This window comes from Amycolatopsis sp. NPDC059021 (assembly GCF_042739895.1).
In the GTDB taxonomy this organism is placed as follows: domain Bacteria; phylum Actinomycetota; class Actinomycetes; order Mycobacteriales; family Pseudonocardiaceae; genus Amycolatopsis.
Map to the genome: position 1 here is coordinate 25492 of NZ_JBHYIQ010000018.1, position 18149 is coordinate 43640.

An 18149-nucleotide genomic window follows, 5' to 3' on the forward strand; every position below is an offset into this window, starting at 1 on the left:
GCGCGTTCCTTGGCAACCTCGTCGCGGATAACCGTCCGCACCGCCGCCACCCGCGCGCTCATGGACAACGCGCTGAGCCTAGACACGACCACCGAAGCCACCAAGGTGTCCCCGACCGCATCCGGATCCGTGTACAACCGGCGCGCAAAACCCGCAGCCATCCAGCCGACCCGCTGCCGCACCGACTCCGACAACACCTTCAGACGCGGCATGAAGAACTCCGTAAGGACCCGAGCATTCCGCAAGCTGGCCTCGGTAACGCGCGGCGTGAAACGCGCCGTGAACCCGACAGCCGGACCGGACGCCCCCGCCTCTCCTTGCTGGGTAACCGGGGTGAAAGTCAGCCCGGAGGGGACCTCACCGCGATCCTCCTCGATCGCCTCCCGTAACCGCCGCGCCAACCACTCATGCGGCGCCGCCCACACCCCATGACTGGGGATTACAGTAGCCGCCCGATAATAGAGCCGCACATCCGGCATCTGCACACCACGCCCGGCCCGCTCACGCACACCCTTGGCCAGCTTGTCGACCTCCCTCGCCAACTCCGCACCACTATCCTCAGACAACTCCCCAGGCCGGGTGGGATCCCACTCGCCCGTCCACTGAGCAACCACCTGGGCCTCAACCCGTCCCCGACGAACCCGGTCCCCAAGCGACGGCGGCAACTGCTGAATCCGTCCCACGTCAGCATTCCCGCCGGTCCACGTGGCAGATTTCGACTCCGACTGCACCTTATTATCCAGCGCGTGCGCCGGACCGGTAACATCAGCGAAAAGCACCGGCCTCTTCGTCGTATTGGCCTGGCGCAGCACAATATGTTCGCGAATGAACTCGGCGTACCGATGACTCAAGTCTTCAGACGGCACCGACCGCAAAGCCGACCGCACCGCCGCATTCACCAACCTCGTCACCACCGCCGCGCGCCCCTCCGCAACCCGGACAGAGCTACGCAGATCCAGCAGCAAACGCGGCACATCACCCCGATCGGTATTGTCCACTACCCGCCGGACAAGACCCTCCACCAACAACTCCAACCGACGCGACGCCGCCGACGGCAACCCCACACCCCGGCCAAGGAACGGCAAACTCAGCCGCCGCCTGGCCCGATAATCCTCCGCGGTGAAATACTCCGCCCCATACACCCGCAACTCGACCTTCTCAGCCCGAGCCCTATCCTTGCGCCCCTGCCCCTCCTCGACACGATCGAAACTCAGCCACGCATTACTACCATCGACACCACGCCCCTCAACCGCACTCCGCAAACCCCGCTCAACCTCATCAAACAACGCAGAACCATGAATCTCCAACCACTTCCAGCCAGCCGAAATCACCAACCGAACATCCGGCATCTCCCGGCCATTCTCCCGCAACAACACCACATTACCCGCGAAAACCTCCGCGAACTCCCCCAGCACACCACGACCATCCACCGACAACTCACCTCCCCCCTCCCCCTTCACCTCGAACTCCCACTTACCCACAACCAAATCAAACGCGCGAACATCGAACGTGCGCGACCGCAGCGACTCCTCCGTCGACGGCAACTCGACATCCACACTCGTAGCAGGAGTCTCCTCAACACCCGACATGTCCATGTCGGATCCGGACCGATACCCCGGTTCCGGCGTGGCATCGTGCAGGTCATCCAGATCGACGCTGGCCTGCCGCTGTGTATCAATCCCCGACCTCGTCGGTTGCAGCCGCAACTCCCACTTGCCGAAATCCGAAACCGGAGCGTTCTCCACAATCCGGTGCCACACATGCCAAGTCAACGCGTCGACATCGGACAGCGGCAAACCACCAGCACGCAGAATCCGATCTACAGCATCCCGCACAGCTTCGCCGATCACCATCGACGCGGCGTTATGGCTCTCCTGCATCGAACGCGGTCCGGACTGCACAAGCAGGACATCAACCGATGTGTGACCCGCACCGACCAGCTCGCCAATCCGCTCGGCGACAACACCGGCCTTGACAACGTCATCCTGCGTAAGCACCGGATCAACCGGGTTCTCGAACTGCCCCTTCGCCACCACCGGGCCCTCGGCCAACCGCGCACGACGCGTCTCCTCGGAATCCACAAAGGACTCGGGCGTCGCCTCGACACCCTCGGGTTGCCCGGCGGGTTCGAGCCAAAGCTCCGGCCCCGGCACGGCACCATACGGATCGATGCTCTCCGACCATGCCGATGCGAGCGTCACAGGATCCACACCGGCCAGGGAGAAGTCCTGGCCGCCACCCATACCGGCGAGATCGGCATACCCGAAGCCGGCGTCCATCCCGGCTTGCGCATGGTCCAAGCCAAGAACGGCCTGCTCGTCTTCCAAGCCAAAAGCGGACGGCTCATCACCGAACGACCACAGCACGGAGTCAAGCTCAGGATCCCCCTGCCAGGACAGATCGGCCATCTGCTCGGCGGACGAGTCCATCGCGAACTGATCCCCGGGGAATCGCTCAAGCCCCTCTTCGGGCCGCGCAACAGGCGCGCCGGTGAGATCCGGCTCCACGTCAGCCGCAGGCCGAAGCTCCGGTTCCGGTGTGACGTCGTACAGATCGCCCAGATCGGCGGCCTGCCGCGGCGTGTCAACCCGTGACATCGTCGGCTGCAGCCGCAACTCCCACTTGCCGTAGTCACTCTCCGGCGCATCAGGCCGCACGTCGGGCTCGAGAACGTGCAGCGTCAGTTCCGCGGTGGACCGCACCGGGAAACCACCCCCGCGCAACAGGGCATCCACGGCGGCACCCAAATGGCGGCCGATGGTCCTGGACATCTCCTCGTGCGCATGGGCCATCCGGCTCGCCGGGCCATGCAACCGCACCAGGGAATCGAACTCGGTGTGCCCCTGCCGAACCTGATCGACCACCCGCACGGCGGCCCAGCCCATCATCTCCAATTCAGCCGGCGAAAGCTCCGGCCCTCCCTGGGGAGTGAACTCACCCCAAGCCACCGGCTCACTTCCCGCGACTCGCGCCCAGGGCCCCGCTGCGGGCGCGGGAACCATCGCCGAACCGGAATCCGCCACGGGCGCGGGGACAACAGGTGAGGGCTGCCGCGATGGCCCGGACGGGTTCCCGGGCTCGGGTGCCTCCGATCGCCGGGACCGGGCCTGCTCACTCACGCCGCTATCCGTGCCGGACGCGGATGGCCTGGTTCGCCCCTGCACATCGAGTAGCACGGCGGCTGGCGCTTTAGACCGCGTTGTACGTTTGCCGACCTTGACGGAATTGTTCAGCACACTCTCGATCGTGATCCCTGCCGGGTTCGGTGAGCCGGCGAACGCCCGGGCGACGCCGTCACGCACCAGGGTGTGCACCTCCTGCGTCCAGCGTTCGGTCCACTTGCGACCGTCGCTACTGCGCGGGATCACTACGGCGGCCGCCAGGACTTCGCCGCTGTGCGGATTCGCCAGTACCCTGTGGGTGAATCCCTCCGCCAGCCAGATCACCCGCTGCCGAGCCGCCTCGGACAACACGGGCTTCAGCGGCACGGCAAGACCGGGTTCCGGTGGCACGAACCACTCGGTGAGGTCGTCGGCATCACGGAAACTGTCCGGCGTTCGATTCGGCGTCGCATGCCTGCCGATCCGGACACTGAGCGGCTTACCGGAAGCTACCTGGTGCGTGAGATAGGTGAAGCTCAGCTCGTCCAGTGCCCCGGCCGCTAGCGCGCCACGCGCCGCGATCTCCCGCCGAATCGCATCTTCCATCCACCCGTGCAGAGCGGTGCGTATGCCGTGTGTCGGCGCGCGGTGGTTGAAATCGTGCAGCCGGATGTCCGGTAATTGCTCGCCACGCCGCACGCGGTCGTGCACATTCTTCGCGATTTCCACTGCCTCGCGCCGCAGCTCCTCCGCTAGCGCCTCCAGCCGCGTCAGGTCGATCTCGGCCGTCCAGTGCGCGACCTCATCGTCATTCCGTGCGGCGACCCGTGCCGCATCCGCCGCCGCCAGCGGGCTGGCCTTGACCTCACGGCCGATGACGTCGACGAACAGCACATCCGCGTCGCCCATGCGCGGTTCCTCCCGCAGCACGACATGTTCACTGATCACCTGCTCCGGTGTCAGCGCGGCCCCCGGCGGCAACGCGGCCCGCACCGCGGCATCGACCAACGCCGTGACCTCGCGCTCGCCATCTCGTACCAGCCCTGTCCGCATCCGTATGTCAAGAAGCAGCCGCGGCCGTTTCTCCGGGTCGAAACCGGGGATCAAGCTCTGGACGAAACCGCCGATCATCCATTTCAGCCGACGACGCCCCGCCGCGGGCAGCCGGCCAAGGTTGTCCATAAAGGTCAGATCGAGTGACGTCATCGCCTCATAGGCCTGCCGCGAATGCGGCGGCGTCCGATGCACGACGATCTCAGCAGATCCCGCCCCGCTACTGATCGGATGCATGGTGCGGTCGAAATTCAGTTCCAGTGCGCCGGGGTCCGTTCCCCCGGCCCGGAGCCCGTCACGCACAGCCTTCTCCAGGATGGCGATGACCGCGGGGCCACGACTCGGCAGTCGCTCCGCCATGTCCATGACCTGCAGCCGCACATCCGGCAGTTCCTGCCCAAGCCTCACCCGGCGCTCGACATCACGAACAATACCCAGCACGGTCTTGCGCTCTTGCTCCTGATCCGGGCGCACCAGCCCGGGCGGGCCTGCCGCGCTGACCTTCGCCGAGAACTTGTCCACCACCTGGTCCGCCCAGTCGGGGCGCGACCCCAACGGCCGCACCCGGAGCTGAGCGGGGGCTCCTGGCAAGCGACGCTCGGACGAGGCGGTGCCGGAGCCGGGCTGACCGGCCTTGATACCGGTGACTTCCGAGGGCACATCAGGCGTGCGGTTACGCAGTGAGATGTTGCCGGGAAGCGCCTTGGCGGTGGGCATGAACCAGATACGCAACCCGTGCCCGGCGGGTGGATCGATGTAGCGGCCGAGCTGGCCGCTGAGGAAACGGGCCCGGCCGTCGATCGGATTGACGTGGGCGTCGAAGACGTCCGCGATCTCGCCGCCCTCCTGGACGAGGACGAAACCGTGCGCGTGCGTCCCCTCCGCCTCCAGCTGTGCCCGGATCGCGTCGAAACCGGAAGACTTCCTGAACCGGGCCCCGAAGACCGTCTCCAGCTCGGTCACGTTCCGGGGCGCGCTCGGCCCCGCCCGGTGAAGCAGCCCACTCGCCAGCGTAAGGAACGTCGCCACCGCGGCCGGAAGACAGTTCGTCCGGAACCCGTCATCGCGGCTCCGCTCGTAATTGTCCCGGTTGACTCCGCCGAGTGGTGCGTAAATTCCGTCCAACGGCCGCCCCGACCTCAGCGCCCGCGGCGGCAAACCGGCCTCCATTCCGTCCATCTCCGACACCCCGGCGGAATGGGATTCCCAGCTGGTGTCCGGCACACCGCCGTCCTCCATCACTTCGCCCAGATCGAAAGGCGACAACGCGGAATCCAGAAGCGCCGCGTCGAATCCCAGCGGATCGGCCGGTTCGGTGCCGAACTCGCCGAGATGCGCCGGGTCACTCTCCGACGCGTCCACGTTCATCTCGGCCGACGTGGCAGTCTCGCCGGCGCCGAACTGCCAGGACTGGAACTGGTAGTCGTCGAAGTCCACCTCGACCGGCCACAGACCTTCATCCCAGCTGACGAACTGCGCCGACAGCTCCCCGGCATCACCGTGCCCATCGTCGTGCGGGAGAGCCAGGAAATCGTCCATCGCGACAGCAGGATCAGCCTGCTCAGTGCCCTGCACCTCGGAGACCCCCGGCGCCACCGCGGGTTCAGCGGGCTCCGGTACGCGCCAGTCCTGCCCCGGGCCGAAGCTCGTCTCATCGCCCCAGTCGTCGAACACATCCAGTGGATCCGCCACACTGCCGACCGGCGTGCCGGCATCCACCGACCTCACCCCGGGCTCGTCGGCGGGGTGCTCGACACCAGCCAACGCACGCGCATCGGGGCCTTGGTCCTTCATGACGAAACCCGACCTCAGCAGTCGAGGGCCCTCGACGACATGGACGACCTCATCCATGACGCGACCGATGATCGCCTCCGACTCCACCGACAAAAGGTGCTGCCCCTCAGCACCAAGCACCCGCTTCGCGCCCTCCCGCGTCACGTCCCTCAATCGTTCCCCCCGCGCCTCGGCACGAGCACCACGCCCCGGGACGGAGATGACCAGGCGCGCGTTTTCGCCCGCACGCCACCGCCCGATGGCCCCCTCCGCCCTCAGGACCGCACGATTCCACTGCGCCACCGAAAGCACATCTGATTCGGCAAGGAAAGCGCCGTTCAAAGGCTCGCGAGAATTTCGGTAATACTCGGGGGCTCGCCTCGGCGAGGCGAGCATCTCTATCGAGAACTTGCCGTCCGAATCACACTTCTTGACATGAGAGAACAGCCACGTCAGCCTGAGATCATCCGCCGCCTGCTTGATATTTTGCACCGCCTGGAGATTCTCCGCCTCCCGCTGGAGCTGCTGTGCCTGCCGCGCACGTGTCACCGCCTCCCGGATCCTCCGTTCACCCTCAAGTCGATCCGCCTCCCGCCAACTCCTCTCCGCCTCCCTCAACTTCCGCGCCGCATCCTCGAACTCGGCCGCCTCCTCAGGCCTGTTCTCCTCCCTGAACCTCGCCGCCACCGCTTCAAGCACCATCGCCGGCTGCCGAAGCCACTCGAACACGAGATCAGTCAACGACGCACGCACCCGCTTCCGCAGTTGCCTGTCCTTGAAATAACTCGCCTCCTCGAACCCCACCCGCACCACGACGTCCGGGTACTCCACACCCGTACGCCCACCCACAGCGACACCCGCACCGGCAATCCCGACCGCCAACGCCTTACCGAAACTCCTTACCGATTCATCAGCTCCGTTGTGCCACTGTGTCACATCACCATCAAAAAGCCTGAAATCACCACCCGCAACCTGAGGAATAATTTCGTTCCATCCTCGACCCGATTCCTCAATACCAGGAACAACAACCTTCAGGTGAAGAAACCTGGACTGCTTCGATTGTTTCCTGATTCCGAATTTGACATGCTGCCGGATCGCCTGCTCCACAGTCAAACCGGAGTCCGCAGGCAGCGCCTCGGCGACTACCTCATTGACCAACTCCGTCACTTTATCGATAATCACCGCCGACTTCGACGCAGCATGGAATTCAAGCCGGATAACGGGCTTCGCCCCATCTTCGACAACGCCATCCGCCCGCAGCCCGAGAAGCAGATCGACCGCTTCCCGCACGCGCCTCCACGCCGCAGGCAGGGGCCCATCCTGACTACGATAGAGACCCAGGTACACACCCTCACCAGTAAGAACCCTGGCTACATCCTTACCCGACAAATACGGTGAATCATAACGATAGAAACCAAGATAGGCCTCACCACGCTGCGCATCCCTTGATTCCCTTGATTCGGTGAGGTCGATCCACAATTTGAGCCTGTCCGCGCCGACGCTCCACACCTGCTTGAGACCGTCGCGAACCAGGACCTCCACTGCTCCCACCCGGCCCTCAAGAGCCGACAACAACCCCCGCAGGAGACGATCCGTCGCTTCACCTCGATACCTGACCATTCCATCTCTCAGATGAGAATGAATCCGGAACTCAGGCAGATAAGGATCATCGGCATCCGCCTCCGCGCCGGCGTTCACCAATGATTCGATCTTACCAACCGCGTCGTCCACAAATTTTTTCAACTTGTTCTCGTGCACATCCGACCACACCAACTTGTCACCCGAAAACGAAACCTTCGCCTGCCACCCGTCCGCCACCGAAACCGGTTTCTCGGCCAACCTTGACAGCAATCGCCCATCAACCGCAGGGTCGATTTCCGGAAGCGCGTGGTAAGCGGAAGTACTCCGCATCCCGCGCGAAACGCGAGTTTGCCTCACCACGCCAGTGGAGACAATTTTGAGGCAAAGGAACCTACCGTGCATCCTTTGTATTTTTGTCCCGAATTTGACATGCTGCTGGATCACCCGCTCCACGGTCAAACCGGAGTCCGCGGGCAACGCCTCGGCAACTACGTCGTTGACCAGCTTGGTCACCTCGTCGACCTGCGCGTACGACGTCCTCGCAACATGGGCTTCAAGCCGGAGGACAGGCTTCCGACCACCCTCGACCGCGCCATCCGACCGCAACTCGAGCAGCAGATCAACCGCTTCCCGCACGCGCCTCTTCGCCGCCGGCAGCGGCCCACCCCGGTCACGGTAACCCAGATACACACCCGTACCAGTGAGAACCCTGGCCACATCCTTATTCGACGAATACGGAGAATCATAGCGGTAGAAGGCAAAAGTGCTCCCGCCACTCTTCTTGTCCGCTCCTTCGGTGGCGTCGATCCACAACTTCAGCTTCCCCGCCCCGACACCCCACACCTGCTCGGAACCGTTGTCGACCAGCTTTTCCACCGCACCTACGCGAACCGCGAGAGCTGACAACAACCTCTGGGCAAGAAGCCCGCCGGCCTCACTCCGATACTTGGCCAATCCCTTCCTCACATGGGAATGGATCCGGAATTCCGGCAGGCGAGGGTTATCGTCCTTCGCCGCATGACCAGCGTTCACCAACGGTTCGATCTCATCCACCGCATCGGCCACGAATTTGGTCAGCTTCTCCTCGTCCGCATCCGACCACACCACCCGGCCACCCGAAACCGAAACCTCGGCCGACCACTCATCCGCCACCGAAACCGGAGTCTTGGCCGACTTCGGCATCATCGGCCCATCAACCGCCACGTCGATCGCAGGAAGAGGATGAACCACGCGGTGCTGGGCCTGCTCGGTCTCGGCCGGGGCCGGACCAGCTGCACTGGTGCGGCTCCGGGGCGCACGCGAACCGTCGGCCGTCGTCGGCCGCGTGCGCCGAGCCACGTCACCACCCGTATCACCGGACGAAGCCCGCCGCTTGCGCTGCCCCGCACCGCGCCCGGTCCCCACGTCGATTCCCGCGACCAGCGAAGGTCCATCCTCAGCGCGTTCGGGAAGTCCGCCATCCACGACCGCGTCGGCCGTTCGCATGAACCAGACGCGCACGTCCTCGCCGGTGGGCAAGTCCGCGTACCGACCGGCCTGGCCGTCGATGAAGTACGCGCGACCGTTCTCCGGATCCACATGCACGTTGAACGCGTGCGCGACCCCGTCACCCTCTCGAACAAGAACCACACCATGCGCGTTCGGGCCCGACTCCTCCATCGCCGTACGAATCGGCTCGTAGCCCTCCACGGACTCGAACCGCGACCCGAACCACCGTTCCAGCACCGTCGCGTCCTGAACACCACTCACCTCGGCGAGACGGGTCACACCATCCACAAAACTGCGGTACGTCGAGATCACCGCCGCCACGCAGTTGTCCATCGGCCGCCCGGCTGTAGCCGCGCGCGGGAAGATCCGCCGACCGAACCGGGTCAGCTTCGCGACCAGCTTCCGGAATCCTCGCGGGGTTTCCCCCTTGGCGGCGCGCGCGGCGTAGGTCGGGTTGACCCCGCTCAGCGAGGCGTAGTTGCCGCGCAGCTTCATGCCGGGCTGGACCTCGTCCGCGATCCGCACCCGACGGGACGACGGCCGCTCCTCGCCCCGGCCTTCGTCGTCCTCCGTGATCGTCTCGGGCGGACCGCGCAGTTTCGCTTGGGCGGCAATCAGTTCGCCGTAGGTCGCTTCGTGCCGCGCGCGGAACTCGGCCAGCCCGGTCTCGGCAAGAATCCAGCGCAGCTCACCGGGCAGCTCGACACCCGGTACGAGCGAACCGTCACGCACCCCGGCGAGAACAGCCTCCCGCGCGTCGGCTTCCCGTTTCTCCGCACGCAACAGGTTCGGCTGCCGCAGCTCGACCCGCCGACGCTGCTCCGCCTGGTGCTTGATCGCCTCCGACAACTCGTCGTTCTGCGCAGCACGGCGGCTTTCGACCGCCGCAGCGGCCTCGCCGCGCAGCCGGTCGAACTCCTCCTTCAGCCGGCGGGCGAGGTCACCGGCCTCGTCCGCGTTCTGGTGCGCCACGACGTTCACCATGTCCTGCAGCAAGCGCTCTTCGGCCTCGCCACGTGCCTGGCCGAGGAACTCCTCACCGAGCAGTCCCCGCGCCGCCGTCCGTGCTTTCCGGAACTCGTGCCAGCTGTCCGCGCCCAGTCGTTCCAGCCGCGGCCGTGCCTCGGTGAACAGGTGATCGCGGCCGTCGTGACGCTCGTAGAACATCTTCATCGACCAGGCATCGTGGAAAGCCCCGGTGTCGAGCCGATCCTGGTACCGCTCGCGCAGAATCGCCGCGAGCTGGGCGGCCGGACTCTCGTTCTCGGTGTACTTCGCGGCCATCGCATCCCGCGCCAGCTGGTGGGCGAGCACGTCGATCATCGTTTCGGTCAGCAGCCGGGCCCGCTGCACGGCCGACCTGCCGGTAACCGGCCGGACCCCATCGCGTGGGCGCAGGACGGCCAGGTTCAGCAACTGCCGCGCCCGGTCCCGCCATTGATCGGGGTCGGTGGCCTTCGCCTCGGCGGCACGGACAGCGCGGTCCCAGCGCTCGGTACCCACGCGCTCCCGGACACTCGTGATGGCCTCCGCCGAGAGGGACGGCTCGGCGGCCATCCGACCGCGAAGCTCGTCCACCCGGCGCTCGGCCTCGGCGAGTCGCGTGTGGAGGCGATCGTGCTCGGCGCGATAGCCGTTCGCGAGTTCTTCGGCGCGGCGCCATTCGACTTCGCGTGCCTCGGTGGTCGTGCCCGACCGCACCCGCCGGGAGACGACGTCGAGCAGGCGCTTCCTCGCCTCGGACTCGGCACGTTCCCTGGCCGCGAGCCGTCGCGAGCTCACGTCGAACTGGGTACGCAGCCGCCGCACTTCGTCCAGTTGCGCACGACGCGCCGGAGCATGTCCCTCCAGCGGCGTCTGCTCGACGAGATCCCGCTCGGCCCCGAGCTTGGTCAGCTGCCGCTGGGCCCGACGGAGCCGGGCGGTGACGGCGCGACGCTCGGCGCGCAGCCGCGGTTCGCCGACCTGCTCGAGCGCTTCGACCCTGGTCACGCCACCACGCTCGAACAGCCGCTCCGCCGCACGCCCAGCGGCCTCCATCCGCCGCTCGATCCGTCCGGCTTCCTCGTTCAGCTTCCCGATCTCGGCGGTCGTCCGATCAATCGCGGCGTAGACGCCGTCTTCGCGGTCCCGCTCGTACTGCTTGACGGTCTCCAAAGCGTGCTTCCGCAGCGAATCGTGGTAGGCCTGGATCGCCTCGTTTTCCGTCCGCTGGGCCGTCGACCAGGTTTCGAGCGCCTCCTCGAAGGCCTCGACCTTGCGCTGGTGGTCCGCCTCGGCCTCCGCCCGGACGTTCCGGGCCCGGCGAGCCCGCACCTTGGCCTCGCGCTCCCGCCTCGCCGCCGCCGACTTGGCCTCCCGGGTCCCGGTGACCTTCGCCTTTCGCGCCATGCCGGCGTTCAGCCCGGATTTCCGCGTCGCCAGCACCTTCGCGTTGGCCTCGCGCACTGTTTCCTGCGCGGTGTCCATCGCCCGTCCCGCGTCGCGAAGCGCCTCTTCGGCGCCGTTGCGCGCTTCGATCGCGTCGGCCCACTTCTCGTTCTTCTCGTGCAGATCCTTCGCGGCGTCTTTGAGGGAATCCGGCAGTTTCTGCCCGGTCAGCTCCTCGGCGACGTCGTTGCGGATCCGGACGCGCGCGGCGTCCGTGACGGCCGGCAGCCGCCACACGTCGACCTTGTCCGGCCGGGGCTTCCTGCCGCCGTCCGTTTTCGCCGCGGCCAGCGCCCAGCCGATGTCCACCAGCCTGCCCTGGGAAAGCTTGTCCTTCTTGCCCACCGTTTCCTTCGACATCGGCGCCTTCGACCGGTCGTCCCGCCGCACGCCGGACTGGGTCAGCGTCGACGCCTCCGGCGCGCGGATCGCCTTGTTGTCGTTGACGGTGTTGCCGATATTGCTGCCGAAGTAGTTCCGGCCTTCGGCGCGGCTGTCGGCGCCCTCCGGGTGCAGCGAACCGCCGTAGACGTTCATCCCGGGCCGGTTCAGCTCATGGCTGTTCCCGGTCGTTACCTCGGATTCGGCCTTGTCCTTGATCTTCGTGGTCCTGGTGACATCGATCTGCGCCAGGTTCGCGAACCTGCTGCGCAGCGCCCGCGCGTGCAGTTCAAGGTGCATCCCGGGGATCTCGATCGGGATCCCGGCGTCCGAACTCGCCTTCAGCAACGGCGCGAGCCGCAGCGGGCTGAAGCCCCAGTCGATCGCCCGCCGCACGTCCGGGGTGATCGCCGCCTCGCCCCAGAGGGACGTCAGCATCTCGATCGCCGACCGCTTCAGCTCGTTCACGTCGGCGAACAGGCGCTCGGTCCACGAACTGCCGTTGTCCGGCAGGGACAGCACCGGGTCACCGTCCTCGCTCGCCCGGCGCCATTCGTCCAGCTGCTCGCGGCTCCAGCCGCGATGCACGACGGTCTTGCCACGCTTGTCGACCTGTCCGAGACGGTGCTGTCTTGGCGCCGGGTCGGACTCCGCGGGATGTTGCTTGACCGAAACCCGGCGCACGTCCCGGACCGAGGCGTATTCCTTGCCGTGCCGGAGAATCCGGATCCGCTGGTCGAACTTCCCGGTGTAGGACGCCATCGCGCCGGCCGCCTTCGCGGTCTCGATGTGTTCCTCGGCCTGGGGATAGGCCTTCTTGCGGGCCCGGTTGCCCAGCTGCGCCAACCAGGCACCCCCGAAACCGAACGCCCCGATACCGGGGCCCTGGCCGGTCGTAGGCAGCGGCCGGCCCGGTTCGTGTGTCTCCTGCTGGTTGAACCGCGAACCCCACCGCGTGGCCAGGAACAGGTTCAGCAACGTCCGGTGCACCACCCGCGCGGCCTTGCGTTCCAGCGGCGCCTGCCGCTCGATCTTGGTTGGCCCGTGGTGCTCGATACGCTCGAAGGCGACCCCGGACAGATCACCGGTCACGACGACGTCGTAGGTCTCCCCGCTCAACCAGTCCGTGAGCCGGATCGGCTCGTGGTCACCGCCGTTGAGGATGTTCGCGCTCGACTGGTTCAGGGTGGACAGCAGGCGGGTGATCTTCCGCTGGTTCTGGTTGCCCTTCACCACGGAGTGCGGCGGGAGCAGCCGGTGTGCCTTTTCCTTGCCGAGCGTGGCCTCCAGCTGCCTGCGCAGCAGGGTGACGACGTTCGCGTCGATGCGGTCGGCGATCCAGCCGTACCCGAGCGACTTCCGGGTCGCGCCGCCGTCCGCCAGTGAAGCGGGCGGCGGCAGGATCAGCCGCGGTGGCGTGGCTTTCCGGTGCCCGGCCGCTCCGAGCAGTTCCTCGAAGTCGGGACCGAAGGCCAGGCTCCACCTCCGCTGCCCCGCCCGGAAGCCTTCCCGCTGCTCCTCGGTCAGCAAGGCGTACAGCTGCCGCCGGGTCAGCTGCACCTCCGCCTGGGTGACGAGGCGGCCCCCGGCCCTGGTCAGCTTGGGCCGGGTGAAGCCGAAGGTCCAGGGCCTGGTGTGCTCACGCTGCGCCGTACCGAGCACCTCGACCTCGACGCGGGCGGTGAACACCGGCTCGGACTGCTGCGCGACCGACACCAGCTCGCCGGCCCGCGAACCGTGGGCCACCGACCTGCCGCTGCCGAACGTGAACGGGGAGATCGTGGCTACCACCGAGCCGAAGAACCCCGCCCGCGTGCCCGCCGGCTCCCCCTCGGCGCCACCGAGCAGGGAAGCGCCCTTCCCGCTCGGTGCGAACACGACCGCGGTCTGCAGCGGACGGTAGACGTTGCCCCACTTCCGTTCCGTCTTGACGCCCCTGCCGTGCTCCCGCTCCACGGTGAGCTGCTGCGCCTCCGTCGGCAGGGCGCTCCAGCTCAGCACCTTCGCCGGCTTGAACGACAGGTCGGCCGAGAACTCCTGGATGCCCTGACGGCGCTTGTGCGCCGCGCCGGTGATCGTCCTGACCTTGGGGAACAGGTGCGGATCGTTCTTCAGCCCGCTCAGGGAAAGCTGGTCGGTCACGATCTGCCGGATCCGTCCCAGCTGGAAACGCACGATCGGATCGTTCTCGCTCAACCGCTCGAACAGGTCCAGCACCATGTCCCGCAGTTGCTCGTCGCCGAGGAACTCGGTGATCCGCACCTGGTCGAGATCGTGCCCGGCGCCCGGCTTCAGCGCGGCCGGGACGACGTCGAGTATCTCGTGCCCTGTCACAACGGGTTCTTCGCGCTCCGGCCGCTCGCGGCCGGTGAGGTGCTCGGGCACGAGGAACCACGCCGGGATCGTCTTGGTCAGCAGGCTCCGGTCCAGGTCCCCGGTGATCTCCCGCCACACGGGCAGCCCCCGGCCCGGCAGGCCGAAGACGAACTTGCGGAGCCCGGCGTTCTGCTTCCGCGAGGCGTACACGCGGATCGAGAAGGTGTTGTCCTGCTCGAAAACGCGCATGTCGTGCTTGCCGAACTTGCCGTCCTTCTTCAGGAACGCGGCCAGCCGTCGATCGACGTGGCTGCCGGACTCGCGGGAGAACTCCAGCCCCCTGGCGATCTTGCTCTCCCGGGTGGCAGCGAAGAGCAGGTACACGGGGATTCCCCAGCTCGAATAGATCCTGGCCTGGACACCGAACAAAAGGGTGGTCTCCGTGCCTCTCCGCTGGAGCGACCCTTCTCGGTCCTTGACCCGCAGCACGCGGTTGAGCTCCTCGGCGGTGACCAGCGGGCCGTCGCGCACTTCACCGGATACGCGGTTGACCACCACCTGGTACTGGTAGACGTGCAGGAAGCCCCGGTGCGTCATCGGGAACCGGTACTCGCCGTCGCGGGACGTGAAGAGCTCACGCACCAGCTCGTCCGGGTCCAGCCGCTGCGCCAGCTCGTCGTTGTTGCCGGTCAGGAGCTTCGCGCGCGGGGACAGACCACCCTTGAACGACGGATCGTCGAACGGGCGGAGGAATCGCTTCCGGCCCAGATACCACGGCCGCCGCAACGGCAGCTGACGCATCAACGGCATCGCCGTGTCGTAGAACCATTCGCCGACGCCCGCCTCGGGGAAGTAATCCGCCCGGCCGGCGACGGGACCCGACCACCGCTCCGAGTGCGCGAAGAACTCCCGCTGGTTTCCCCGCTTGAACTCGAATACCGGTGGGGCGAGCTCGGTGCCCGCGCCGTCGCGCCGATGCGCCGGCTGCCGCAGGCGACCGGTGACCGCGCCCCGCAGGGTCCGCCAGCCCCGGCCCATCAGCCGCACCTGCGGCTGGTAGACGACCGAGTAGGGGCGGGCAGGCCCGGTGGCCTCCAGCTTGTCCTTCACCGCGACCGAACGGGACAGCGTGCCCGAGTGCTGGCTCGCGTGCTCCAGGCCGACCACGGTTCCGCCGACCACCGTGATCACCCCGGCGTCGCCACCGGCGCCCGCGGCGATCTTGAGCCCCTTCCGGTATTCGACACCCGACTCGTCGACCGTCTCGGCGTGGGCCCTGGCCGCCTCGGTGACCTGCATCGACGATTCGGGCGCGACCACGTAGTACACCGGCACGAGACGCATTTCCAGCTGGGTCACGTGCGTGAAGATCTCGACCCCGCCGCGGTTGGTCCCCCGGTAGAGCTCCGGAGTGCGCCTGCCGCCCTGCTGCGGCGCAGGATCCGAGGTCGTCACCGCCATCTCGGAGAAATGCGCGCGGACGTCGTCCCGGCTGAGGAACTGGCGGAGGAACTGCCTGCCGTGCGACAGCCTCCCCAGCGTCTTGTCCAGCTTTCCGCCGAACTCCTGGGAAATCAGCGTGACGATCTGCTCGAAGAAGTCCGGGCCGTGTTCCAGGGGATGGAGGATCACGTCGCGGACGACCGGCTTGCCGGGCAGGGACATCCCGGGCTCCAGCCGGTGGACACCCGCCTCCGCCAGCGCGGCGCGGCCTCGCTCGTCCACCTCCTCGATCCGGCCGCCGGGCGCGTGTTCGAGCACCAGCGGGGCCGGGTCGGGCTCGATCGGGTCCAGCGAGGTCTTGAGGTTCACTTCGCCGAGTTCGGTGACGCGGCCGCGGTCGTCGGTCTCCGGCGAGACGATCACCCGGCCCTTGGCGTCGGTCAGGAAGAACACGTACCGGGTCGGCACCTGGAGGAGATGTCCCTTGTTCCCCTTGCCGACGCGGCTGTCGCCGTGCTCGTCGACGGACTTCGTGACCAGCTCCCGATCCGGCTCGAACCCGGCCTTGGGCTGGACCGTGAACACGGCACCGGGCAGGGACGAGGAGGTGAGCGTCGGCGCGAAAGTGTTGTCGTGCCAGGTGGTGTGGTCCGTCTCGAACTTCCGCTTGCCCTTGGCGACCGCTGTCATGGCTTCTCGCGAGCCAGGCCCGAGCAGCTTCATGTCCGGATGCTCGAAGTCGAAGAACATCCGGGCCCGCAACAGGTACTGGACGCCGCTCGTGGTCGTGAGGAGCCGCTCCTTCCATTCGCCGACCAGCGGTCCGGGGTTGGTGATGACCTGCTGCTCGAACACGGGCAGCTTCTTCCATTCCACCCCGGGCAGGATCCGTGCCAGCACGCGTCCGACCGAGACCTGCCCGACCGCCGATCCGTCCTCGCTGTGGTGCGGCCGGTGGTTCGTGCCGATGATCTCGCCCCCGGCGAGCGAGCGGCTTTCGCGCAGTTCCGCGGGCAACCGTGCGAGGACGTCTTCCGTCTTCAGTTCCGTTTCGCCGGTATCGACGGCCGGTGTCACCGGTGCGGAATTCTCGTTCTCGCCGGTGGATCGCGTTGTGTTCTGCTGGGTAGCCGGGGTGGAGGTTTCCCGGGGCGCGGGTCCTGCCTCGGACTCCGTGATGTGCGGAGGCCCACGACGAGACGCCCCACCCCGCAGACGCAGCAGCTCATGAGGATCAGTACCACTGTTCTCAGTCACCGCGACCGCGACAATCTCCTCCACAACCCGCTCAGTCGTATCCGGCCTCACCCGAAAATCGGGATCCACCGCCTCCCGCCCCTCACGCCACAACACCCACCGCCCATACGCCTGCTCAACCTCACCACTCGAAGCCCGCGAACCATCCGGCCTCTTCAACGCACTCGCCACACCCTCCCGCAACAAATCGTCCAACACCCGCAACGACCCACCAACACCACCCGACTCCACGCCCCACAACTCCGGATCCAGCATCTCCTCATCCAACAGAGCCGGATCCAGCAGATCCAGGGCGCTCAGCTCACCGGTGTGCTCGCCGATAACCGGGTCAACCTGCCTCGGATCCACACCAAACGGATCAGTCAGATCCTGCGCGAAATCGCCATCAAAACTGATCCACGACGGAAGACCACCCTCACCCTCAAACCCCAGCAAACCCCCCAAAACATCCGGCTCCGGCGACAACCGCCCCACATCAGAACCAACCTCAGACAATTGCTCCCCACCAACGGAATCACCAACAACCGGCTCCGGCACCGCCTGTGGCTCAGGATCCTGCTCAGGGGCGTCGTGCTTACGTTTGACCCCCCGCGAGTCCTGCTCCCGCACCGGCTCGGACGCCACAGGGGGCACCTCATAAGTGTCGAGCACCTCATCCGCCTCACCCGACTGGCCCGGCCGCCCGGGAGAACGCGACGACACCGGCACACCGGTCACCCGCGTGGGCGACGGCGTCTCGGCGGAGGAGACCCGCACCCCACGGGCCACCCCGTTGACGTACCCGATACGGATCCACGACTCACCCGCGCCGTGCACCGGCGTCTTGCCCACCGCCCGCTGCGCGAGCTGCTCCAGCAGCCACACCCGGCCCAGCTTCAGCTCGCGATCCTTCCACCGCCGCTGCCCCAGCGGAATCGACTTGAAGTCCGGCACCAAGAACTTGTTCGTCATCCCGAAGAACAACTGTGATCGTTCGCCGGGCGACTTGCTCTGGAATTCCTGATGGAAATCCTTCATCCGCCACGACAGATACTGCCGAGACGCCCACGACAACCGCTCAGCAATCACGCCGGAAGGCAGGACAACTTCAGAAGGAAGGAAATCCAGATCACGCACAGCCGACTGCGGCTCCGCGGTGAACATCTCACGCAACTCGAACCGGAACTTACCATCGTCGAGCCCCTCCGGCTTCCCCCGCCGGAACGCCCAATCGAACTCAAGATTCCCGACCAGCTCGTCAAACGCCCTCCGATGCTCCCCGGGCACCGGAACCGACCGCACAGCCTCCAGCACCAGATCACCCAAAACCCGGCGAGCATTCCCCCG

The 18149-nt window shown here is 66.7% G+C and carries 1 protein-coding gene (running past both ends of the window); it reads right to left on the bottom strand.

This entire window lies inside a single protein-coding gene on the bottom strand: locus ACFWX1_RS13595, encoding a toxin glutamine deamidase domain-containing protein (protein WP_378387024.1). The 73641-nt coding sequence extends 13051 nt beyond the window's left edge and 42441 nt beyond its right edge, so the window shows coding positions 42442-60590 (codon 14148, complete, through codon 20197, partial); reading right to left, the first codon wholly in view occupies positions 18147 to 18149. The start codon and the stop codon both lie outside this window.